General features: G+C 72.8%; 22 protein-coding genes and 1 pseudogene. 9 read left to right on the top strand and 14 right to left on the bottom strand.

The annotated features are described in order from the left end of the window. Positions 1-2: 2 nt before the first annotated feature. From ACZCAH_RS11565 to ACZCAH_RS11580, 4 genes are read left to right on the top strand one after another with little or no spacing between them, the layout of a single operon-like run. Positions 3-1,565, top strand: a complete 1,563-nt coding sequence (locus ACZCAH_RS11565; protein WP_464341219.1) for an aminopeptidase P family protein — start codon at positions 3-5, stop codon at positions 1,563-1,565. After that, positions 1,562-2,893, top strand: coding sequence for a magnesium transporter MgtE N-terminal domain-containing protein (locus ACZCAH_RS11570; RefSeq protein ID WP_464341220.1), 1,332 nt, complete (start codon positions 1,562-1,564; stop codon positions 2,891-2,893). Before ACZCAH_RS11565 ends, ACZCAH_RS11570 begins: the two co-directional genes overlap by 4 nt. Further along, positions 2,893-3,642, top strand: coding sequence for a DUF1003 domain-containing protein (locus tag ACZCAH_RS11575; RefSeq protein ID WP_464341221.1), 750 nt, complete (start codon positions 2,893-2,895; stop codon positions 3,640-3,642). Before ACZCAH_RS11570 ends, ACZCAH_RS11575 begins: the two co-directional genes overlap by 1 nt. Then, positions 3,639-4,787: an Mrp/NBP35 family ATP-binding protein gene (locus tag ACZCAH_RS11580; RefSeq protein WP_464341222.1), complete on the top strand. Its 1,149-nt coding sequence runs from the start codon at positions 3,639-3,641 to the stop codon at positions 4,785-4,787. The genes ACZCAH_RS11575 and ACZCAH_RS11580 overlap by 4 nt, the downstream gene beginning before the upstream one ends. Positions 4,788-4,925: 138 nt before the next feature. Here ACZCAH_RS11580 and ACZCAH_RS11585 read toward each other — a convergent pair whose 3' ends face one another. After that, complete coding sequence (locus tag ACZCAH_RS11585; protein ID WP_464341223.1) at positions 4,926-5,342, bottom strand: twin-arginine translocase TatA/TatE family subunit; 417 nt, start codon at positions 5,340-5,342, stop codon at positions 4,926-4,928. Positions 5,343-5,464: 122 nt separating this feature from the next. On the opposite strand from ACZCAH_RS11585, the gene ACZCAH_RS11590 reads away from it, so the two are divergent. Next, on the top strand, positions 5,465-6,118 hold the full coding sequence (locus tag ACZCAH_RS11590; protein ID WP_464341224.1) for an O-methyltransferase: 654 nt from the start codon (positions 5,465-5,467) through the stop codon (positions 6,116-6,118). 338 nt (positions 6,119-6,456) lie between these two features. Here ACZCAH_RS11590 and ACZCAH_RS11595 read toward each other — a convergent pair whose 3' ends face one another. The 5 genes from ACZCAH_RS11595 to ACZCAH_RS11615 all read right to left on the bottom strand — a co-directional run bounded on the left by ACZCAH_RS11595 (position 6,457) and on the right by ACZCAH_RS11615 (position 10,637). Beyond that, positions 6,457-6,627 (bottom strand): DUF3117 domain-containing protein, encoded by a 171-nt coding sequence (locus tag ACZCAH_RS11595; RefSeq protein WP_329744843.1) that lies wholly within the window; start codon positions 6,625-6,627, stop codon positions 6,457-6,459. A 77-nt stretch (positions 6,628-6,704) separates the two neighbouring features. Further along, positions 6,705-6,866 (bottom strand): hypothetical protein, encoded by a 162-nt coding sequence (locus ACZCAH_RS11600; RefSeq protein WP_329749523.1) that lies wholly within the window; start codon positions 6,864-6,866, stop codon positions 6,705-6,707. After that, positions 6,863-7,651 (bottom strand): LOG family protein, encoded by a 789-nt coding sequence (locus ACZCAH_RS11605; RefSeq protein WP_464341225.1) that lies wholly within the window; start codon positions 7,649-7,651, stop codon positions 6,863-6,865. The genes ACZCAH_RS11600 and ACZCAH_RS11605 overlap by 4 nt, the downstream gene beginning before the upstream one ends. Next, positions 7,648-8,778: a succinyl-diaminopimelate desuccinylase gene (gene dapE, locus ACZCAH_RS11610; RefSeq protein ID WP_464341226.1), complete on the bottom strand. Its 1,131-nt coding sequence runs from the start codon at positions 8,776-8,778 to the stop codon at positions 7,648-7,650. Before dapE ends, ACZCAH_RS11605 begins: the two co-directional genes overlap by 4 nt. Positions 8,779-8,867: 89 nt before the next feature. Beyond that, entirely contained in the window at positions 8,868-10,637 is a 1,770-nt protein-coding gene (locus tag ACZCAH_RS11615) for an FAD/NAD(P)-binding protein (RefSeq protein ID WP_464341227.1), read from the bottom strand. An 81-nt stretch (positions 10,638-10,718) separates the two neighbouring features. On the opposite strand from ACZCAH_RS11615, the gene ACZCAH_RS11620 reads away from it, so the two are divergent. The 3 genes from ACZCAH_RS11620 to ACZCAH_RS11630 all read left to right on the top strand — a co-directional run bounded on the left by ACZCAH_RS11620 (position 10,719) and on the right by ACZCAH_RS11630 (position 13,720). Further along, entirely contained in the window at positions 10,719-11,633 is a 915-nt protein-coding gene (locus ACZCAH_RS11620; protein ID WP_464341228.1) for a hypothetical protein, read from the top strand. 124 nt (positions 11,634-11,757) lie between these two features. Next, the gene (gene dapD, locus ACZCAH_RS11625) at positions 11,758-12,750 is read left to right on the top strand and encodes a 2,3,4,5-tetrahydropyridine-2,6-dicarboxylate N-succinyltransferase (protein WP_464341229.1); all 993 of its coding nucleotides are present in this window, start codon (positions 11,758-11,760) and stop codon (positions 12,748-12,750) included. 94 nt (positions 12,751-12,844) lie between these two features. Continuing rightward, complete coding sequence (locus ACZCAH_RS11630; protein ID WP_464341318.1) at positions 12,845-13,720, top strand: hypothetical protein; 876 nt, start codon at positions 12,845-12,847, stop codon at positions 13,718-13,720. Between the two features lie 32 nt (positions 13,721-13,752). Here the strand turns inward: ACZCAH_RS11630 and pflA are convergent, their stop codons facing one another. The 6 genes and pseudogenes from pflA to fdxA form a co-directional block, all read right to left on the bottom strand. Continuing rightward, the gene (gene pflA, locus ACZCAH_RS11635) at positions 13,753-14,610 is read right to left on the bottom strand and encodes a pyruvate formate-lyase-activating protein (RefSeq protein ID WP_464341230.1); all 858 of its coding nucleotides are present in this window, start codon (positions 14,608-14,610) and stop codon (positions 13,753-13,755) included. A 7-nt stretch (positions 14,611-14,617) separates the two neighbouring features. Continuing rightward, a pseudogene (locus tag ACZCAH_RS11640) lies at positions 14,618-14,800 on the bottom strand (glycine radical domain-containing protein); the annotation flags it as partial. Between the two features lie 145 nt (positions 14,801-14,945). Next, entirely contained in the window at positions 14,946-17,060 is a 2,115-nt protein-coding gene (locus ACZCAH_RS11645) for a pyruvate formate lyase family protein (RefSeq protein ID WP_464341231.1), read from the bottom strand. A gap of 208 nt (positions 17,061-17,268) precedes the next feature. Next, positions 17,269-18,666, bottom strand: a complete 1,398-nt coding sequence (locus ACZCAH_RS11650; RefSeq protein ID WP_464341232.1) for a citrate synthase — start codon at positions 18,664-18,666, stop codon at positions 17,269-17,271. Between the two features lie 29 nt (positions 18,667-18,695). Further along, positions 18,696-19,868: a succinyldiaminopimelate transaminase gene (gene dapC, locus ACZCAH_RS11655; RefSeq protein WP_464341233.1), complete on the bottom strand. Its 1,173-nt coding sequence runs from the start codon at positions 19,866-19,868 to the stop codon at positions 18,696-18,698. 11 nt (positions 19,869-19,879) lie between these two features. Further along, a complete protein-coding gene (fdxA, locus tag ACZCAH_RS11660) occupies positions 19,880-20,197 on the bottom strand; it encodes a ferredoxin (RefSeq protein WP_329744830.1) in 318 nt (105 codons plus the stop codon). Positions 20,198-20,339: 142 nt separating this feature from the next. Between fdxA and ACZCAH_RS11665 the strand changes: the two genes are divergently transcribed. Next, a complete protein-coding gene (locus tag ACZCAH_RS11665) occupies positions 20,340-20,612 on the top strand; it encodes an acetyltransferase (RefSeq protein WP_464341234.1) in 273 nt (90 codons plus the stop codon). Here the strand turns inward: ACZCAH_RS11665 and ACZCAH_RS11670 are convergent. Beyond that, positions 20,551-21,129 carry a CDP-alcohol phosphatidyltransferase family protein gene (locus ACZCAH_RS11670; protein ID WP_464341235.1) on the bottom strand — a complete coding sequence of 193 codons (579 nt, stop codon included), beginning with the start codon at positions 21,127-21,129 and terminating at the stop codon, positions 20,551-20,553. The two genes, ACZCAH_RS11665 and ACZCAH_RS11670, sit on opposite strands and share 62 nt — an antisense overlap. After that, positions 21,126-21,551: a hypothetical protein gene (locus ACZCAH_RS11675; protein WP_464341236.1), complete on the bottom strand. Its 426-nt coding sequence runs from the start codon at positions 21,549-21,551 to the stop codon at positions 21,126-21,128. Before ACZCAH_RS11675 ends, ACZCAH_RS11670 begins: the two co-directional genes overlap by 4 nt.

A 21,551-nucleotide genomic window follows, 5' to 3' on the forward strand; every position in this document is an offset into this window, starting at 1 on the left:
GGATGGACACCTCGACCCCGCAGGACACCCCGACCCCGCAGGACCCCTCGACCCCGGAGGCCTCCGGGAGCGCGGCCAAGGACCTCTCCTCCCGCGGTGACTCGCGCTCGCAGCGCCCCACCAACGAGGCGTTCCGCGAGTTCATCGCCTCCGGGTGGGACGAGACGGTCCCCGCGGCGGAGCCGCTGCCCGCGTCGGCGCACACCCCGGCACGTCGCGATGCGCTCGTGCGCCGCCTGCCGGCGACCCGCCTGGTGCTCCCCGCCGGGGTGCTGAAGGTGCGCTCGAACGACACCGACTACCCCTTCCGCCCCGACACCGCCTTCGCCTACTACAGCGGCCTCGGCACCGATGAGGAGCCCGACAGCGTGCTCGTGGTCGAGCCCTCGCCGGAGGATCCGGACACCGCCCGGGCGACCTATTTCTTCCGCCCCCGCGCGGGCTTCGACTCGAGCGAGTTCTACGCGGACTCCCGCTACGGGGAGATGTGGGTGGGACGCCGCCCCACCGTCGAGGAGGCCTCCGGTCGTCTCGGCGTCGAGGTGCGCCACATCGACGAGCTGCGCGATCACCTCGCGAAGGACGTCGGCGCCCAGCTCTCCCTCGCGGTGATGCCCGGTGTCGACGCGGCCGTCGAGGCGATGGTCGAGGAGATCCGCACCCAGAACGGACTGCCCGGCGGGGACGAGGCGCAGGCCGAGCACGCCGCGCTGAAGGAGGCCGCGAGCGAGCAGCGGCTGGTCAAGGACGCCTACGAGATCGAGCAGATGCGGGCCGCCGTCGACGCCACGATCCGCGGCTTCGAGCAGGTCGTCGCGCATCTCCCCGAGGCCGTCGCGCATGCGCGCGGCGAGCGGATCATCGAGGGCGTCTTCGCCCGCACCGCGCGGGCCGACGGCAACGGCGTCGGCTACGACACCATCGCCGCCGCGGGCGACCACGCCTGCACCCTGCACTGGATCCGCAACGACGGCCAGGTGCGCCCGGAGGACCTGGTCCTGGTCGATGCCGGCGTCGAGGTCGACTCGCTGTACACGGCCGACGTCACCCGCACCCTCCCGGTCTCCGGCACCTTCTCCCCCGCCCAGCGGAAGGTCTACGAGGCGGTGCTCGAGGCGGCCGACGCCGTCTTCGCCGTCGCCCGACCCGGCCTGCGGTTCCGCGACCTGCACGCGACCGCGATGGAGGTCGTGGCCCGCCACCTCGAGGAATGGGGCCTGCTGCCCGGCACCGCCGCGGAGTCCCTCGCCCCCGAGGGCCAGTGGCACCGCCGCTGGATGGTGCACGGCACGAGCCACCACCTGGGCATGGACGTGCATGACTGCGCGCAGGCGCGGCGGGAGATGTACCTGGACGCGGAGCTCGCCGAGGGCATGGTCTTCACCATCGAACCGGGCCTCTACTTCAAGGAGAACGACCTGCTCGTGCCCGAGGAGCTGCGCGGCATCGGCGTGCGCATCGAGGACGACGTGCTGGTGACCGCCGACGGAGTGGAGAACCTCTCGGCCGCGGCGCCCCGCCGCGCTGACGACGTCGAGGCCTGGATGGCTACCCTGGGCAGGTGAGCACCACCCAGACGCCGCGCTTCTACGCCGCCCGCCTCGCCGGCACCTCCGTCTTCGACCCGATCGGGGACGCGGTGGCGACCGTGCGCGACGTCGTCGTGGTGCCCCAGAACCGGGCCCCGGCGCGCGCGGTGGGATTCGTCGTCGAGGTCGCGGCCAAGCGCCGCGTGTTCCTCCCCATCACCCGTGTCACCTCCATCTCCCCCGGACAGGTGATCTCGACCGGGGTGCTCAACGTGCGCCGCTTCGAGAAGCGCGCCGGCGAGCTGCTCGTGATCGGCGACCTGCTGGACCGCGTGGTGACCCTCACCGACGGCAGCGGCGAGTCGACGGTGCTGGACATCGCGCTGGACCAGAACCGGCACCGCGACTGGGAGGTCTCGCGCCTGCACGTGCGCCGCCGCGCCAAGGGAGGCTCCCTGTCGCGGCTCGTCAGCCGCGGGGCGACCCTCACGGTCACGCCGGATCAGGTGACCGGGCTGTACGGCACGCAGGCCGAGCAGTCCGCGCACCTGCTCGCCGCGTCCTATCAGGAGCTGAACCCCGCCGACCTCGCCGAGATCATCCAGGAGCTCGAGGCGAAGCGGCGCATCGAACTCGCCGCGGAGCTGTCCGACGAGCGCCTCGCCGACGTGCTCGAGGAGCTGCCGGAGGACGTGCGCGTCGAGGTGGTCACCGGTCTGGACGCGACCCGTGCTGCCGACGTGCTCGACGTGATGGATCCCGACGACGCCGCGGACCTCGTCCAGGAGCTGCCCGAGCAGGTCGCCTCGGAGCTGCTGGACCTGATGGAGCCCGAGGAGGCGGAGGACGTCCGCCGCCTGCTGGCGTACGACGAGTACACCGCGGGCGGCATGATGACCACGGAGCCGCTGGTCGTCGCCCCCGAGACGCCCGTCGCGACGTGCCTGGCGATGATCAGCCGCGAGCAGCTGCACGCCGCGCTCGCCTCGACGGTGCACGTGTGTCGCTCCCCGCTCGAGACGCCGACGGGGAAGCTGCTGGGCATCGTCCACTTCCAGCAGTTGCTGCGCGAGCGACCCGACCGCGCGGTCGGCGACCTGCTCGACGCGGACAAGGTCGCGGTCGCCCCCTCCGCCCACCTCTCCGAGGTCACGCGCGAGATGGCGACCTACAACCTGGTCTCGATCCCCGTGATCGACGACGACGGGCGCCTGCTCGGCGCGGTGACGGTCGACGACGTGCTCGACCACGTCCTGCCCGAGGACTGGCGCGAGGAGGACGAGCCGCGCCCCATCACCGGGCAGATCGACCTGTCCGAGATCGCGCGGGCCACCGCCCGCGACAGCCGGGAGGGGGAGGGATGATGGCCGAGCACTCCTCGGGGAACCTCGACGACCCGGCGCCCCGCAACCGCCGTCTGCTGCCGCGCAATCCCCTCTCCGGGGACGCCTTCGGCCGCGGGGCGGAGGCCTTCGCCCGCGCGATGGGCACCCCCGCCTTCCTCGTCGCGATGACGGTCTTCTGCGCCGTCTGGCTCACCTGGAACTCGCTCGCGCCGGAGTCAGCGCAGTTCGATCCGCGGGCGCTGAACTTCACCCTGCTCACGCTGATCCTGTCCCTGCAGGCCTCCTACGCCGCACCGCTGCTGCTGCTCGCGCAGAACCGCCAGGACGACCGCGACCGCGTGCAGGCCGAGCAGGACCGGCAGTCCAACGAGCGCAATCACGCCACCACCGACTTCATCACCCGCGAGATCGCGGGCCTGCGCCTGGCCCTGAACGACGTCGCCACGCGCGACTTCGTGCGCGGCGAGCTGCGAGATCTGCTCGAGGAGCTCGAGCCCGAGGAGAAGCCCGGCGCCCGCAGCGGTGCCTCCGGCCGGGGCGCCGCGGCCGATCGCGCCGACCCGCGGACACCCGCCCTCGCCGCGCCCGACCTGGAACTGCTGCGCACCATGGTGCGCGAGGAGCTCGCCGCCGCGCTCGCAGGCGGTGGCCCCGCCTCCGCCGGGGCGGACGCCCCCGTCGGCCGGGGGGTCCTCGCAGCCGACCCGTCCCCCGTCGGCCCCGACACCACCCCGACCCCCGCCCCCGAGGAGCCCGAGACCCGATGACCAGCACGGAGCACGGGGGCGTCGACCCCCGAGTCGCGCAGATCCACGAGGCGCTCACCGGGGTGATCGACCCCGAGATCCACCGGCCCATCACCGAGCTGGGCATGGTCGACGAGGTGACGGTCGATGCCGAGGGCGTCGCGCGCGTCGAGGTGCTCGTGACCATCGAGGGCTGCCCCATGCGGGACCGCATCGAGCGGGACACCGCCGAGGCCACCGCGACCGTTCCCGGGCTGACCCGCGTCGAGGTCTCCACCTCGGCGATGACCGAGGAACAGCGACGCGCCCTGACCGAGCGGCTGCGCCAGGGCCGACGCCAGATCCCCTTCAACCAGCCCGGGAACCTCACCCGCATCTACGCCGTCTCCTCCGGCAAGGGCGGTGTCGGGAAGTCGACGGTGACCGCGAACCTCGCGGCGGCGATGGCCGCCGACGGTCTGCGCGTCGGCGTCATCGACGCCGACATCCACGGCTTCTCGATGCCGGGGATGTTCGGGATCACCGAGCAGCCGACGAAGGTCTCCGACCTGCTGATGCCGCCGCAGGCCCACGGCGTCGCGGTGATGAGCATCGGCATGTTCGTGCCGGAGGGTCAGGCCGTCGTCTGGCGCGGGCCGAAGATGCACCGGGCGATCGAGCAGTTCGCCTCCGACGTCTTCTGGGGCGATCTCGACGTGCTGCTGCTGGACCTGCCGCCCGGCACGGGCGATGTCGCGATCTCGGTCGCGCAGCTGCTGCCCGGGGCGAAGATGCTGGTGGTGACGACCCCGCAGCAGTCCGCGGCCTCGGTCGCCGAGCGCGTCGGCTCCCTCGCCACCTCGACCGAGCAGGAGGTCGCCGGCGTCGTGGAGAACATGGCCGGGCTCGCCCTGCCCGACGGCAGCGTGATGGACGTCTTCGGCACGGGCGGCGGGGACCGGGTCGCCGCGACCCTCGCCGGGGCCGTGGAGCATCCCGTGCCGGTGCTGGGACGGATCCCGCTCGAGCCCGCCCTGCGCGAGGGCGCGGACCAGGGCGTGCCCCTCGTGGTCTCGGATCCGGACTCCCCCGCGGCGACCGCGCTGCGGGAGGTCGCCCGCTCGCTCACCCGGGCTCCGCGCGGACTGGGCGGGATGAAGCTGCCGCTGTCGGTCACCCGGAGCTGACGAGCCCGACGGACGTACCCGACTGACTCTCCCGGGAGACCGTTCTCGTCGGCGCTCGACCGGCAACGGCCGGGAGCGACCCGGAGGTCCGGCGTCGCCGGCCGACTCGGGTGGCCTCGGGCTCAGGTGGCCTCGGGCTCAGGTGGCCTCGGGGTCGAAGGGGGCGCGCTGCGGCCCCTCGTCCTTCTTCTTGCCCTTCGCGGAGCTCTTGGACCGGGAGGCGGCCGCGCCCGCGGCGGCACCGCCGGCGGCGATGCTGAGCGCCTCCTTGCTGGGCATGATGTCCTCGAGGGAGGTGTCACCCCAGGCCTCGCGGATGATGCGCCGGGGATCGTACTGGCGCGGGTCGTACTTGCGCAGGTCGTCGATGGCGATGCCCATCTCGTCCTCGACCGTGGCGCGGGAGTCGTCGACCCAGCGACGGGCCTGGCGGACCCAGGTGACGAGCTGCCGCGTGACCTCGGGAAGTCGTTGCGGACCGACGAAGAGCAGGAACACGATCAGCAGGATGACGAGCTCCCACCCGCCCAGTCCCATGAATCCTGTGCCGCCCATGCTCCACCTGTTGATCCGGTCCGACGATTAGCGGTGCCATTATTGCACCGGGAGCAGTGGGCCGGTCCCAGGCTCTGTCGTACAGTTGGCCGGTCAGGAGCAGCGACGGAGAGGGAGCGCGGATGTCGTCCGGAAAGGTGGCCAGCTGGGCCCATGGCGAGGAGTTCCTCGACGAGGCGTCCCTGTTCGCCGACGATGGCGTGCTCGCTCGGGCGCGCGATCGCGGTAACGAGCTTGGCGCCGCCCCCGTCCTGCCCGGAGCGGGCGCGCTGATGCGCATGCTGGCCGCCGCGGTGCAGGCCCGCACCGCCGTGGAGATCGGCACCGGCAGCGGAGTCGGCTCGCTCTACCTGCTCTCCGGGATGCATCCCGACGGGGTGCTGACCACCATCGATCCCGAGGTCGAGAACCAGCGCGCCGCCCGGGAGGCCTTCTCCGAGGCGCGGGTGCGCACTCCCCGCGTGCGCACGATCGCGGGGCAGCCCCGGGAGGTGGTGGGCCGGCTGACCGACCACGCCTACGACCTGGTGTGCTTCCCCGCTCAGGCACCGCATTCCCTGGATCTGCTGCAGCATGCCCGTCGGCTGCTGCGCCCCGGCGGCGTGCTCGTCGTGCCGCACGCCCTCTTCCACGACCGGGTCGCGGATCCTGCGGCCCGCGACGCCTCGACGCGCGCGGTCCGCGAACTGCTCCGCGCGGTCTCGGAGTGCGAGGACCTCGTCAGCGTCCTGACCAGCAGCGGCGACGGCGTGCTCGCCGCCGTGCTCCGCCCCTGAGGGCCCCCTGCCCCGAGGCCCCGCTCCCCTCGCGTCCCTCACGCCCCCGAGGTCACCCTCCCCCACGCCCCCGAGGTCACCCTCCCCCACGCCCCCGAGGTCGCCGTCCCCTCACGCCCGCGCAAACCCCGCAGACTGGGGCTTATTCGGCGCCGATAAGCCCAAGTCTGTGGGGTTTCCCGTGGCCGGGCGGGAGTTGAGGGCCGGTGGGGGTTCCCCGGCGGCCGGGCGGGAGTTGAGCATGTCCCTCGCCGGGCCCGCCGCACACCCCGCCTCCGCACAGCAACGGGGCCTCGCACCGTGCGGTGCGAGGCCCCGAGAGCGGCTGATGCCGTGGATCAGGCCTTGATGACGCCGCCGAGGGCGTCACGCAGCTCCTCGGCCTCCGCTGCCGAGATCTCGACGACCAGACGGCCGCCCCCCTCGAGCGGGACGCGCATGATGATGCTGCGACCTTCCTCGACGACCTCGAGCGGACCGTCTCCGGTGCGCGGCTTCATAGCGGCCATGGCGTGCCTCCTTGATGTGTCGCTGCCCCGAGGTGCTCCCCCGGACGGGGCCTCGGACAGCGCGGGTACGGTGTCCATTATCTCAGGTCCTCGGACCTGCTGGAGCGCCGTGCCCGGTGACGCCTCCGCGGGAGCTCGATCCCGCCCCCGATCCGGCCGAGCGCGACCAGCACCAGGACCACGCCGACGACCACTGCGACGAGCAGCAGCAGGAGCACCATCGGGCTCGCGGCGGTCACCGCTGCGCCGCCTCCCGCAGCACCGCGAGGGCTTCCTCCGCGGTGTCCACCACGCGCAGCAGGTCGATGTCCTCGGGGTTGATGGTGGCCTCGTCCAGCACGGCGCTGCGCAGCCAGTCGAGCAGCCCCTGCCAGTAGGCGCGGCCGACGAGCACCACGGGGAACATCTCGACCTTGTGGGTCTGCATGAGGCACAGGGCCTCGAAGAGCTCGTCGAAGGTGCCGTAACCGCCGGGCATGACGACGAAGCCGCTGGAGTACTTCACGAACATGGTCTTGCGGGCGAAGAAGTAGCGGAAGTCGACGCCGAGGTCGACGTACTGGTTCATCCCCTGCTCGTGCGGCAGCTCGATGCCGAGGCCGACGGAGACGCCGCCCGCTTCCTTGGCGCCGCGGTTGCCGGCCTCCATGATGCCGGGGCCGCCGCCGGTGATCACCGCGTAGCCCATCTCCACGATGCCGGCGGCAATCTCCCGGGCCAGCTCGTAGTGCGGGTGCCCGGCGGGGAGACGCGCGGAGCCGAAGATGGACACGGCCGGGCCCAGCTCGGCGAGAGCCCCGAAGCCCTCGACGAACTCGGACTGGATGCGCAGCACCCGCCAGGGGTCGGAATGGACCCAGTCGCCGGGGCCGTCCTCCTCGAGCAGGCGCTGGTCGGTGGTGCGGGTGGGGCGCTGGGCCCCGCGCAGGGTGACCGGCCCCTTGCGATGCTCGCGGTCGCGCAGCGCGGCGCTGTCCGGGGTCGGAGCGGCGCTGTCGGGGGTCGAGGACTTCTCGGTGCTCATGCGTCGAGCGTAGTCGCCGGGGACGACGGCGCGAGGAACCTCCGCAATCCTGCGAGGGCCGCCTCGAGGTCCGCGACCGGGACGTGCTCGTCGTCGGTGTGGGCGAGCAGCGGGTCCCCGGGGCCGAAGTTGACCGCGGGCGTGCCGAGGGCGGCGAAGCGGGAGACGTCGGTCCAGCCCTGCTTCGCGGCGATCGGGACGTCCGCGCCGAGGGCGGCGAGGAAGGCGCGGGCCGGGGCGGTGTCGAGACCGGGCAGGGCGCCGGGCGCGGCGTCGGTCACCTCGATGTCGAGGTCGAGGCCGGCGAGGACCTCGCGCACGTGCGCCTCGGCCTGCTCGACGGAGGTGTCCGGGGCGAAGCGGTAGTTCAGGGTGGCGCTCGCCCGGTCCGGGATGACGTTCCCGGCGATGCCGCCGCTGATCGCGACGGCGTTCAGGCACTCGCGGTACTCGAGCCCGTCGATCACGGCGCGGCGCGCCTCGTAGGCGGCGAGCCGCTCGAGGACGGGGGCGAGATGGTGGATCGCGTTGTCCCCCACCCAGTCCCGGGCGGAGTGGGCGGCGATCCCACGAGCCGTGACCTCGAGCTTCATGGTGCCCTTGCAGCCGCCCTCGACGCCGGCGGAGGTCGGCTCGCCGAGGATCGCGAAGTCGGCCGCGAGCAGCTCGGGCCGCTCGGCCGCGAGGCGGGTGAGGGAGTTGTCGGCCGCGGCGACCTCCTCGTGGTCGTAGAAGATCCAGGTGAGGTCCATGGGGGCGGCGTCGGCCTCGACGGCCAGGGCCAGCAGCACGGCGACCCCGCCCTTCATGTCGCAGCTGCCGCGCCCCCACAGCTCCTCGCGGCCCTCCCGCACCCGGCGACGGGAGGGGAGGTTGCCGGCGAGGGGGACGGTGTCGAGGTGCCCGGCGAGCAGCACCCGCTGCGGGAGGCCGCGGTCCGTGCGGGCGATCACGGTGTCGCCGTCGCGGAGCACCTCGAGGTGCGGGGCGCGACGGCGGAGGGTCTGCTCGACGGCGTCGGCGAGAGCGCGCTCGTTCCCGGAGACCGACTCGATGTCGACGATCGCGGCGGTGAGATCCGCGATCGGGGCGGAGGGGTCCAGGGCGGGGGCGTCGCTCGTGCTCATGGCGGCCATCGTGCCACGGCCGACGGGCGCCGCGGCGGGCGGGCCGGTGCCTCGCCCGCGCTCGTCGGACTCCCGCCGGAACGGTTCGCTCACTCCGCGGTCCAGGCACCTCCGGCCCGGGCGAGGCGCAGCGCGACCGCCTCGGCGTGGCGCAGCAGCTGGGCGGAGGTCCCCGGCTCGGCGGTGATCGCGGATCCGGGCTGCGCGGTGGAGACGGGCACGCCCACCATGAGGCGCCGTTCGTAGACCGTGCCGTCGGTGCCGACGGGGGTGTACAGGCCGTCGACGGCGATCGAGCCGGTGAGCATACGGGTGCGGCTGCCGCGGGACGCCCAGGAGTCCTTCTGCGCCTCGCCCCGCTCGCGCCAGGCGCCGAGCAGGGGGCTGCGGTAGGCGGGGAGGTCCACGGGCGGCAGGTGCGCCTCGAGCACGCCGTCGCAGAGCAGGCTCGCACCCTCTGCGCCGCGCACGGCGTAGCGTCCCGCGGCCTCGTCGATGTCGAGGTGCATCCGCGGGCCGACGAAGCGGACCAGTCCCGCCTCCTCGAGGGCGAGCACCTGGCGGGCGCGGAGCACGGGTGGTCCCGAGGCCCAGGAGGCGAAGGCGTTGCGGAGGTGGCCGTCGATGTCGCGGCGCACCGACTCGGTCGTATAGGCACCGAGATCGATCAGCCGGTTGACCTGCACGCGCGTCGCGATCAGCACGCGATACACGAGCACCCACGCGGGGTCGGGGGCGGTTGCGGCGTGCAGCGCCTCCCGCAGCACGTCGCGGGTGCGGCGGTGCGCGTCCTCGGCGGCCCGGACGTCCCCGCCACGTCGGCCGAAGGGGAACAGCAGCGGCAGCAGCGCCTCGTCGCGGGCGAGCTCGGCAAAACCCGCCCCGGCGAGCGCGCGGCGCAGCTCGGCGAGGATCAGCGGCATGACCTCCCGTTCGTGGTCCACGCCGGCGGGGCGCACCGCAAGCTCGAGCACCCGCTCGGGGGTGAGGACCTCGGGCGTGTAGGGGGCAGGCAGCTCGCTGCCGAGGTCGGGCTTCGGGCGGTAGACCATCCCCGAGCGGGAGCCGACGACGAGCAGCGGCTCGCCGCCGCCGGGCAGGTAACGGAGGCCCGAGGGAGCCTCGTCGTCCGGCACGAAACGGCCACCCGCCACGGAGGTGAGCATGCCGATCGCGTCGTAGAAGTTCAGCCCCATGCCCTGCACGGCCACGGCCTCGCGACCGAGCATCGCGGCGTAGTCGACCTCGAGCGGGTTGGCGGGGCCGAGGTGCAGCAGGCCGTGGCGCTCAGCGGCGTCGGCGAGCTGCTGGGAGCGGGGTCCGAGGGCGGTGGCGAGGTGGCCGAGCGCCAGGGCGACGGCGTCGACGCGCAGCACCCTCCCGTCATCGAGCCGCACCCGCTGGGGACCGTCGGCGGGCCCGGTGACGTCGACCGCCTCGGCGGCGTGCGGGACGATCCGCAGCCGCTGCGGGTCGGCGTCGGCGATCGCGCGCTCGAGGACGGCGGCGAGGTAGCGCCCGTGGGCGGCGCGGGAGGCGAAGTCGGTGGGGGCGTATCCCTCGGCGGCGAGGTGGTCGGCGAGGGTGTCCCGGTGCGCGGCGGGGAGCTGGGGATGGCAGCTCGCATCGGGGTAGAGAGTGGTCTGGCAGGTGGTGGTGTTCATGAGCAGCACCTCGGGCTGGTCATGACGCCACACCGCTCCCCCGCGCCCCACGAGCGGATCGATCACGTGGACGGTGAGCGGCCCCTGCCAGGTCTCGGTGCGGGAGGCGGCGACGAGCCGTTCGACGATCGCCGTGCCGCGGGGACCGGCGCCGACGACGGCGAGGGTGCGCAGGGGCTCGGAGCGATCGGTCATCCTCCCAGTATGCGATGCCCTGTGCGGTGGTCCGACTCGTGTCGGGCACCGTCGGCCGACGGGTTCTGGGACCATGGACGCATGTCGACCGCGCCGCCGCCCCGTCATCTGCCCCGTGCCGTCTCCTCGGAGATGCCGCGGCTGATGGGCGGCCGTCAGCTCGCGCGGATCCGGGCGATCGCCGAGTCGACGCCGCTGCCGGAGGAGCGGGCGCTGGCCGATGCCGCCGTGCTCACGGCCTGGCTGACCCCGGCGCAGCGCGCTCGCTACGCCCGCTCCCTGCGCAGCGGACCGGGTCCCGAGGAGTTCGCGGAGCGCCTGGCCGATGAGCGTCGGGTCGCGCTCGAGGAGGACCATGAGGCGCTGGTCGAGGAGCTGGAGTCGGCCGCCGCGGCGCAGCGTGCCGCGCGGCAGACCCCCTGGCGGGTCCTCGAAGGTCTGCTCCTGCTCACCGCGCTCGGCCTCCTGGCGGCCGTCGCCGTCCTCGATGCGTGGCCCCGCGACCGGGCGTCGGCGCTCACCCTCTCCGCGTACCCGGAGGAGCTGGCGTGGCTCGTCGGCGGGGCGGCGCTGTCGCTGCTGGGGGCCGCGGTCGTCGGGTCGGTGGCGACCCGCCGCCGGGACCGGGCGCTGCTGGACTGGGCCGTGGACCGTCCGGGCCAGCTGGGCCGCGGCCTGCCGATGGCGATCGGGCCGCAGCGCGAATCGGCCGGCCCGGCGATCCTGCGTGCCGTGGGCCCCGCGCTGCTGCTCGCGGCCGGGGTGCTGGCCCTCGTCGCGGGGGCGGCGGTGCTGCTGATCGCGCTGCTCGACGTCGGCGAGAGCGACCTGCTGACCTCCTCCCTCGCCGCTCTCGTCGGCGGAGCACTGTTCATCGCCGCCGCGGCGCTGTGGAGCCATCTGAACGGCCGACGGCTCGAGCGGGTCGTGCGCCGGGCCCGCGCGATCGAGTGGGTCGGCTCCGCGACCTCGGGCGGGGTGACGCCGGCGGTGTGAGCGGCGCGGCGGTGCCGACCTCCGGCACGTCGCGGTGCAGGACGTCCCCGGTCCTCGTGTGTCCTTCGCCCCGCCCGTCGGACTCCCCCGGCTCCTTCTCGGGACCGCTCCGTAGACTCGCCCCATGACTTCTTCGACGACGGACACCTCCGCTCCGACGACCGCTCCCGCCACCCACGCGTGGGGCATCGGCCTGGCCACGCTGGCCGCCGACGGCTCGACCCTGGACGCCTGGTACCCGGCTCCGCAGCTCGGCGAGGCGCCCGCGGATCCCGCGGCCCACCCCCTCCACGCGCAGCTCGCCGCCGCCGCGACCCAGGACGAGGTGCGTGCCACCGCCCAGGAGGTCGTGGTCCGCGCGATCGACCTCACCGCCGCCCCGGCCGATGCGGCCGACGCCTATCTGCGCCTGCACCTGCTGTCCCACCGGCTCGTGCAGCCCAACGCCCAGAACCTCGACGGCCTGTTCGGAGCGCTCACCAACGTGGTGTGGACCTCCGAGGGTCCCTGCGCGGTGACCGGCTTCGAGGAGACCCGCCTGCGCCTGATCGCGGCGGGACGCACCCCGACGGTGTTCTCGGTCGACAAGTTCCCGCGCATGGTCGATTACGTGCTGCCCGCCGGTGTGCGCATCGGCGACGCGGACCGCGTGCGCCTGGGCGCCCACCTCGCCGAGGGCACCACGGTGATGCACGAGGGATTCGTGAACTTCAACGCCGGCACCCTCGGCACCTCGATGATCGAGGGCCGCATCTCCCAGGGCGTCATCGTCGAGGACGGCTCCGACGTGGGTGGAGGCGCTTCCACGATGGGCACCCTCTCCGGCGGCGGCACCGAGCGGGTCCGCATCGGCCGCCGCTCGCTGATCGGCGCGGAGGCCGGGATCGGCATCGCCCTCGGCGACGACTGCGTGGTCGAGGCGGGGCTGTACGTCACCGCCGGCACCAAGGTCACGGTGGTCGGCGAGGCCGGCGTCGAGCCGCACGTGGTCAAGGCCCGTGAGCTCTCCGGCGTGCCGAACCTGCTCTTCCGCCGCAACTCGCTGACCGGTGCGGTCGAGGTCGTCGCCCGCGCCGGGCAGACCGTCGCCCTCAACGAGGCGCTGCACGCCAACTGACAGTTCCCGCCCCCACCACCCGAAGGGATCCGAGGTGACGCATCGCGCCCGCCCCGCGCGCTCCGCGACGCGTCGCCTCGCGATCCCCCTGGTGATGGTGCTGCTGCTGGGCGGGATCGCCGGCGGCTCCTATCTCGCGCTCGAGCGCTACGGCTCCCCCGCCCACGCCGGGACCTGCGTCGCCTCCGGCCTCGGGACCAGCCACCGCTACACCACCGACCGCGTCGCGAACGCCGCGCTGATCAGCGCGATCGCCGTGGACCGGGGCATGCCGCCGCGCGCGGCGTCGATCGCGCTCGCGACGGCCTATCAGGAGTCGCGCCTGCAGAACATCGACCACGGCGACCGCGACTCGCTGGGGCTGTTCCAGCAACGGCCCTCGCAGGGGTGGGGCTCGGAGGAGGAGATCATGGATCCGATCTACTCCACCAACGCCTTCTACGACGCGCTCGAGCAGGTCGAGGGCTATACGCAGGGCGACATCAACGACGTGGCCCAGGAGGTGCAGCGCAGCGGCTTCCCGGAGGCGTACCGGGACCACGAGACCGAGGGGCGGCTGTACGCCTCCGCGCTCACCGGGCAGTCGGGGGCGAACCTGGTCTGCTCCCTCGAGGATGTCGGGGCGACCGTCTCCCCCGAGCAGGTCCGCGCCGAGATCGCCCGGCAGTTCCCGCGCCTGACCGACGCGGGCCGGATCACGACGGCTCTCGCGGGCGCGGCCGAGTCGGCGCCGCAGGTGCCCGGCGGGGCGGGGGCCACCGCCCTGGTGATCGACGTCGGCGGCGACGAGGCGCTCGGCTGGGCGCTCGCGAACTGGGCCGTGGCCCGCGCGGCCGACGACGCCGTGGTGCAGGTCAGCTATCAGGGTCGGGTCTGGGATCGCGCGGTGCGGGGCGAGCAGGCTGCGCGCTGGGCGGACGCCGACGGCGGCGACACCGAGCGAGTGGTGGTGCTGGTCGCCGGCGGCTGAGGCGTCCGGAGCAGTCCGGGGCGCCCCCGGCCTCAGAAGACCGTGAGCCCACGGTCACGGAACTGCTCGCGGACCCGCTCGACCACCTCTGCGGACGGCGGGGCGACATCCCGGAGCCGGTACTCCATGCCGAGGCTGTCCCACTTGTCCTGGCCCATGTTGTGGAAGGGCAGCACCTCGACGCGGTCCACGACCGCGGACCAGCGCTCGACGATGTCCGCGACCCGCTCGACGTTCTCGACGTCGTCGGTCCATCCGGGGACGACCACGAAGCGGATCCACACCCGGGCGGTGCCGCGGGCGGCGAGCCGGTCACCGAAGTCGATCGTCGGCTGCAGGGAGCGGCCGGTCAGCGCCCGGTACGCCTCCTCGCTGCCGGACTTGACGTCCAGCAGCACCAGGTCGACGTCCTCGAGCATCGCGTCGGAGGCGGCGGCGCCGAGATAGCCGGAGGTGTCGATCGCGGTGTGCACCCCCATCTCGCGGGCCGCGTGCAGCACCCGCGCCGCGGCGGCGGGCTGCATCAGCACCTCCCCGCCGGAGAGGGTGATCCCCCCGCCGGTGGAGCGGAACACGGGCCGGTAGCGGCGGACCTTGCGGATCAGCTCGGCGACCTCGACCTCCTCGCCGCGGCGCCGCTCCATGGTGTCGGGGTTGTGGCAGTAGACGCAGCGCAGCGGGCAGCCTGCGAAGAACACCGTCAGCCGGGTGCCGGGGCCGTCGACGGCGGTGACCAATTCCCAGGAGTGGACCGAGGCGACCTCTCCCGCGCGGATCGCCCGGAGGCGCTCGGCGCGGTCGAGGTCTGCGGCGGCCACCCCGTCGAGCCCGGCCCCGTGGCGCCGGGGCACGGCCGGAGCGGGCACCGCGGGGAGAGCGATGTCGGTCATGGCGGGGTCAGGCCCCCTGGTGGAAGGTGCGGTCCAGGACGTCGAGCTGCTGCTCGCGGGTGAGCTTCACGAAGTTCACCGCGTAGCCGGAGACGCGGACGGTCAGGTTCGGGTAGTTCTCCGGGTGCTCCATCGCGTCGATCAGCGTGTCCTTGTTCAGCACGTTGATGTTGGCGTGGAACAGGCCGGACTCGGCGTTGTTCCGGGCGCGGTTCGCCTTCATGGAGGCCAGGCGGCTGTCGAAGGTGGGGGTGCTCATCGGTGTCTCCTCGGGGTGTGCGGGGTGGTGGGTGCGGTCGGCCGACGGGGAGGTCCCGCCGGTCCGGGTGGATCCGTCAGTCCTGGTCGATGAGGAAGCCGGCGTCGAGGATGCCGACGAGGTTGGCGACCTGCTCGTCCTTGGTGCGGCCGAGCCCCTGCGGGGTGATGGTGTTGGTCAGCGAGATGCCGTCGAGGGCGTCCTGGTAGTCGAGCTTGCCGACCGACAGCATCGAGGCGACCATCCCGTGGGTGTCGGCGCCGTTCTCCGGGTTCGCCCCCGGGGAGAAGGGCGTCCCCGCCCGGTGCCCCGAGGGGAAGGACCCGGTGGCCTTCCCGTAGACGACGTTCGAGGTGATCGTCAGCACCGACTGCGTGGGGATCGCGTCGCGGTACATAGGGATCGCGCTGATCTTCTGCATCACGGTGTGCACGATCGTCGCCGCGATGTCGTCGGCGCGGTCGTCGTCGTTGCCGTAGCGGGGGAACTCGCCCTCGGTCACGTAGTCGACGATCAGTCCGGTCTCGTCCCGCACCGGGGTGACCTGCGCGTAGCGGATCGCGGAGAGGGAGTCCGCGACGATCGACAGGCCCGCGATGCCGCAGCCCATGGTGCGCACGATCTCGCTGTCGTGCAGCGCCATCTCGATCGCCTCGTAGGCGTAGCGGTCATGGCTGTAGTGGATGATGTTCAGCGCCTCGACGTAGGTGCCGACCACCCAGTCGAGCATCTCCTCGTAGCGCTGCCAGACCTCGTCGAAGTCCAGCGGTCCCTCGCCCGTGATCGGGGTGTGCAGCCCGGGCTCGGTGATCTGCTTGCCGGAGACCTCGTCGCGGCCGCCGTTCAGGGCGTACAGCAGGGCCTTGCCGGCGTTGACGCGGGCGCCGAAGAACTGCATCTGCTTGCCGACCCGCATCGGGGAGACGCAGCAGGCGATCGCGGCGTCGTCACCCCAGCGCTCCCGGATCTGCGCGTCGGACTCGTACTGGATCGAGGAGGTCTCGATGGAGATCGCGGAGCAGAACTCCTTGTACCCCTCGGGCAGGGCAGGGTCCCAGAAGATGGTGATGTTGGGCTCCGGGGCAGGGCCGAGGTTGCGCAGGGTCTGCAGCAGCCGGAACGAGGTCTTCGTGACCAGCGGTCGACCGTCCTCGGCGAAGCCGGCGTCGGACCAGGTCGCCCAGTAGGGGTCGCCGGAGAAGATCTGGTCGTAGTCGATGGTGCGCAGGAAGCGGACGATGCGCAGCTTGATCACGAGCGCGTCGATGATCTCCTGCGCCGCGGACTCGGTGAGGGTGCCCGCTGCGAGATCCCGCTGGAAGTACACGTCGAGGAAGCCGGAGAGGCGACCGATGGACATCGCGGCGCCGTCCTGGCTCTTCACCGAGGCGAGGTACGCCATGTAGGTCCACTGCACGGCCTCCTGGGCGGTCGCCGCGGGGCGACGCAGGTCCAGACCGTAGATCTCGCCGAGGCGGATCAGCTTCTGCAGCGCCTTGATCTGCTCGGAGTGCTCCTCCCGGTAGCGGGCCCAGTGCTCGGAGAAGCCCTGGTCCGCGACGGCGTCCTTCGCGGTCTTCTTCTCCGCGATCAAGGCGTCCGCGCCGTACAGGGCGAGGCGGCGGTAGTCGCCGATGATGCGGCCGCGGCCGTAGGCGTCCGGCAGGCCGGTGATGATGTGGCTCGAGCGGGCGGCGCGGATCCGCGGGGTGTAGATGTCGAAGACGCCGTCGTTGTGGGTCTTGCGGTGCTTGGTGAAGATCTCCCGGATGCGCGGATCGGGTTCCTTGCCCGCCTCCCGGATCGCGGTCTCGACCATGCGCCAGCCGCCGCTGGGCATCATGGCGCGCTTCAGCGGCACGTCGGTCTGCAGGCCGACGATCACGTCGTCGTCCTCGCTGATGTACCCGGCGGGGAAGGCGTCGATGTCCGCGGGGGTCCCGGTGTCGACGTCGTAGACGCGGCGCCGCCGCTCCTCCGAGAGATAGGTCCGCTCGAGGTGGTCCCAGAGCCGGAGGGTCTTCTCGGTGGGGCCGGCGAGGAACGAGGCATCGCCCTCGTAGGGCGTGTAGTTGCGCTGGATGAAGTCGCGCACGTCGATGCCGTCCTGCCACGGGCCGGGGGTGAATCCCGCCCAGGCATCACCTCCGGCGGCCTCGGCGGCGACGCGATCGGTGGTGGCTGACGTCATGGCGATCCTCCTCGGGAGCGGGGAGGGCCGGTCGGGACGATGCCCTCCGCGATGTCTCCACCGTAGGCCCGCGGGAGAGGCTCGCCCCGGGCAGTTGGTCCCGTGGAGGACCTGCGGCGATGTCGCGCCCGTCACGTCCTCGCGGGACATGCGAGAGGCCCGTCGGCGCTCCGGGCGGAGCGGCCGACGGGCCCGTCGGGTCAGCGGATCAGTGGTCCAGGCGACGCTCGCGCGCGAGCTTCTCCTGGTACGCGCGGCGCTCGGCCTCGACCTCGGAGGCGAGCTGCTCGAGACGCAGCTCGGTGGTGCCGGTGCGGGACTCCATCGGCACGTAGTCGCGCTCGGACTCGCCGATGTAGATCTGGCGGGGGCGCCCGATCTTCGTCTCGGGATCGTGGATCATCTCCTGCCACTGCGCGATCCAGCCGGGCAGGCGGCCGATCGCGAACAGGACCGTGAACATGTGGGTGGGGAACCCGATGGCCTTGTAGATGATGCCCGTGTAGAAGTCGACGTTCGGGTAGAGCTTGCGCTCGACGAAGTAGTCGTCCTCCAGCGCGATCTCCTCGAGCTTCATCGCCAGCTCGAGCCGCTCGTCGTGGACCCCGAGCCGCTCGAGGACGTCGTCGGCGATCTTCTTGACGAACTTCGCGCGCGGGTCGTAGTTCTTGTAGACCCGGTGGCCGAAGCCCATCAGACGGATGCCGTCCTCCTTGTTCTTCACCTTCTCCATGAAGTCGCGGGGGTCCATGCCCTCGTCGCGGATGGTGTTCAGCATCTCCATCACGGCGGCGTTCGCCCCGCCGTGGGCGGGACCGGAGAGGGCGCCGATGCCGGCGGAGATCGAGGTGAACAGGTTCGCCTGCGCGGAACCGACCAGGCGCACCGCCGAGGTGGAGCAGTTCTGCTCGTGATCGGCGTGGAGGATCAGCAGCTGCTCCATGGCCCGCACCACGACCGGATCCGCGATGTACTCCTCGACGGGGAAGCCGAACGTCAGGCGCAGGAAGTTCTCGATCAGGGAGAGCCGGTTGTCCGGGTAGAGGAGGGCGTGGCCCTGGGCGATGCGGTGCGCGTAGGCGGCCATGGTGGGCACCTTGGCGAGCAGCCGCACGGAGGACAGGCGCACCTGCTCCTCGTCGAAGGGGTTCAGCGAGTCCTGGTAGAAGGTCGACAGGCCCGAGACGCCCGCCTGCAGCACCGCCATCGGGTGGGCATCGCGGGGGAAGCCGTCGAACATGCGCCGGAAGCGCTCGTCGAGCAGGGTGCGCCGCTCGACCTGGGCCACGAAGTTCTCGAGCTGGCCCTGCGTGGGCAGCTCGCCGTGGATCAGGAGGTAGGACACCTCGAGGAAGGTCGAGCTCTCGGCCAGCTGCTCGATTGGGTAGCCGCGGTAGCGCAGGATCCCCTCGTCGCCGTCGATGTAGGTGATCGCCGACTTGGCGTTGGCGGTGTTCATGAAACCGGGGTCGTAGGTGACGTCCCCGGTCTCCTTGCGCAGCGGGCCGATCCCGACGCCGGAGTTGCCCTCCACCGACGGGACGACCGGCAGGTCCAGGGACTTCTCCCCGAGGGTGAGGCGGGCGGTCGACGTGGGCTGATCCATGGGCTCTCCGTTGTGCGTGGTCGGATCGTTCAGAGGCGCGCGAGGCGCTGTGCGGCGGCGGCGATGCGCTCGTCGGTGGCGGTGAGGGCGATGCGGACGAAGGTCCCTCCCCCCTCACCATAGAACATGCCGGGGGCGACCAGCACACCGGCCGAGGAGAGGCGTTCGACGCTCGCCACCGACTCCTCGCCGAAGGTCGTCCACAGGTACAGACCGGCCTGGGAGCCGTGGATCCGGCCCCCCGCCGCCTCGACCGCGGGGGCGAGGAGGGCGCGGCGGGCGCGATAGACCTCGTGCTGGGCGGCGGCGGCCGCGTCATCGCTGAGAGCGGCGGTCATCGCGATCTGCATCGGTCCGGGCAGCATCATCCCGGCCTGCTTGCGCACCGCGATGAGCTCGGCGACGAGAGCGGGATCACCCGCGACGAAGGCGGCCCGGTAGCCGGCGAGATTGCACTGCTTGGACAGCGAGTACACGCAGAGCAGCCCGTCGAGAGAGCCGCCGTTGACCCGCGGATCGAGCACCGAGGGCACCTCGTCGACGGTCCAGGGCAGCAAGGCGTAGCACTCGTCGGAGGCGACGATGATCCCGCGCTCCCGCGCCCAGGTGACCACCGCGGCGAGCTGCGCGGCCGAGAGCACCTCTCCCGTCGGGTTCGAGGGGCTGTTCAGCCAGAGCAGACGGATCCGGTCGACGGCCGCGGCATCCGGCAGCGCCGCATCGCCGTGCGCGGCGAGGGCGGCCACGTCCACGGGCAGCGGCTCGGCGCCGACGAACCGGGCGCCGATGTCGTAGGTGGGATAGGCGATGTGCGGGAACGCCACCGCATCGCCCGCCCCGAGACCGAGCTGGAAGGGCAGGTGCGCGACCAGTTCCTTGGAGCCGACGGTGGGCAGCACCGCGTCGACGGTGAGGTCCTCCCCCGCCCCGCGGCGGCGGCGCAGGAAGTCGACGAGCGCCTCGCGCAGTGCGGGGGTGCCGATGGTCTGCGGGTAGCCGGGGCTGTCCGCGGCGGCCGCGAGCGCGGCCTGCACGGAGGCCGGCGTCGGGTCGACGGGGGTGCCGACCGAGAGGTCCACGAGGCCCTCCGGATGGGCGGCGGCCCGCTGCTTCGCACCGGTGAGGGCGTCCCAGGGGAAGGCGGGCAGGCGCCCGGCGAGCGACCGCCGGGCGGCTCCGACGGGGCGGGTCTCCTCGGTCATGGCGGCTCGGCTCAGTTCTGGGGCGGCAGCGCCGCGATGAGGGGGTGGTCCTTGTCGATGACGCCCATCTTCGCCGCGCCGCCGGGGGCGCCGAGGTCGTCGAAGAAGTGGACGTTCGCGTCGTAGTACTCGGCCCACTGGTCGGGGACGTCGTCCTCGTAGTAGATCGCCTCGACCGGGCACACCGGCTCGCAGGCGCCGCAGTCCACGCACTCGTCGGGCTGGATGTACAGCGACCGGGTGCCCTCGTAGATGCAGTCCACCGGGCACTCGTCCACGCAGGCGCGATCCTTCACGTCCACGCAGGGCAGGGCGATCACATAGGTCATGGGCGGCGTCCTTCCGGTCTCGAGCCGGGTCCATTCTGTCACTTCCCCGCCTCGCGGCCGCGCTCCGTCCCCGGCCGCTCGCGGCGGACGTGATGCGAGGAACACCCGGCGACCGCAGGCCCCGGACCGCTAGCCTCGGGGCATGGACGAGCAGAGCCGGGATCGGGTCCGCGCCGGGTGGGCGCCCTTCCTCCAGGAGGGGCGACGCGTCGTGATCCGCTCCGCGATCGACCGCTCCCGTTCCCCGCACGGGGAGTCGATGACCGATGCGCTGGGCACCGTGATCGCGACCGATACGGAGTCGGTGACGGTGATGACGCGCCGCGGCGAGGTGAGGGTGCCGCGGGCGCTGATCATCGCGACGAAGGAGGTCCCGCCGCCGCCGGTGCGTCGGGTGCGGGACGCCGCGCCCTGAGGATGTAGTCCGCCGCGGAGACGACGTGCAGGACCACGCCGATCCACACCAGCACCTGCACCGCGCCGATCAGGCCGGGGGCCCACGCGGCCGCCGCGACCAGCAGGAACACGGAGGACATAAGCACGAAGGTGCGGACCTTCCCGAGCCGGGAGACGGCGATGCGACCGCCCAGCGCGGCGCGGGTGGCGAGCACCGCCATCGCCACGTCCATCAGCAGGATCAGCACCAGCGCCGCCCAGGGCAGCAGGCCCGCGAGGGCGAGGGTGAGGACGATCGCGGCGAGTCCCAGCCGGTCCGCGATCGGGTCGATGATCTCGCCGACGCGGCTGGTCTGGTTCAGGGTGCGGGCCAGGAGCCCGTCGACCCAGTCGGTGCTCGCCCAGACCAGCAGCAGCACCACGGCGAGGGTGTCCGGGCCGTCCAGCAGCAGGCGGCACACCGGGAGCAGCAGCACGAAGCGCAGCAGGGTGACCAGGTTGGGCAGGGTCGCCCAGTCGCGCCGCGGTGAGCTCATCGCCGCCTCCGTCGCAGGGTCACCACGAGCGCCGCCGCGAAGGGGACCAGGATCCCGATGCCCTGCACGATCCAGCCCGCGTACTGGGTCTGCTCGGCGACGACGGCGGGAACCAGCACCCCGCCGCCCGCTCCCCTGCCGAGGAACGGGCCGGCGATCAGCCCCCACAGCGAACCGAGGAGCAGCAGCGGCAGCCGGGCCCCGGTCGAGGCGACCAGGAACACGCAGGCCGTGACCTGGAACAGCAGCCCCAGCAGCAGACCCGTCGGCACCTGCACCAGCCCGAGATCGAGCCGCATCCGATGCGTGGTGATCAGGAACAGCACCGAGATCACGGCGATCACCACCGCCATCACCGCCTGGGAGACCCGGGCCGTGACGGAGGTGGTGTCGACCGTTCTCGGGCCGTTCGGGGGCGTCAC

It is taken from the genome of Brachybacterium sp. B718/18, assembly GCF_055454375.1.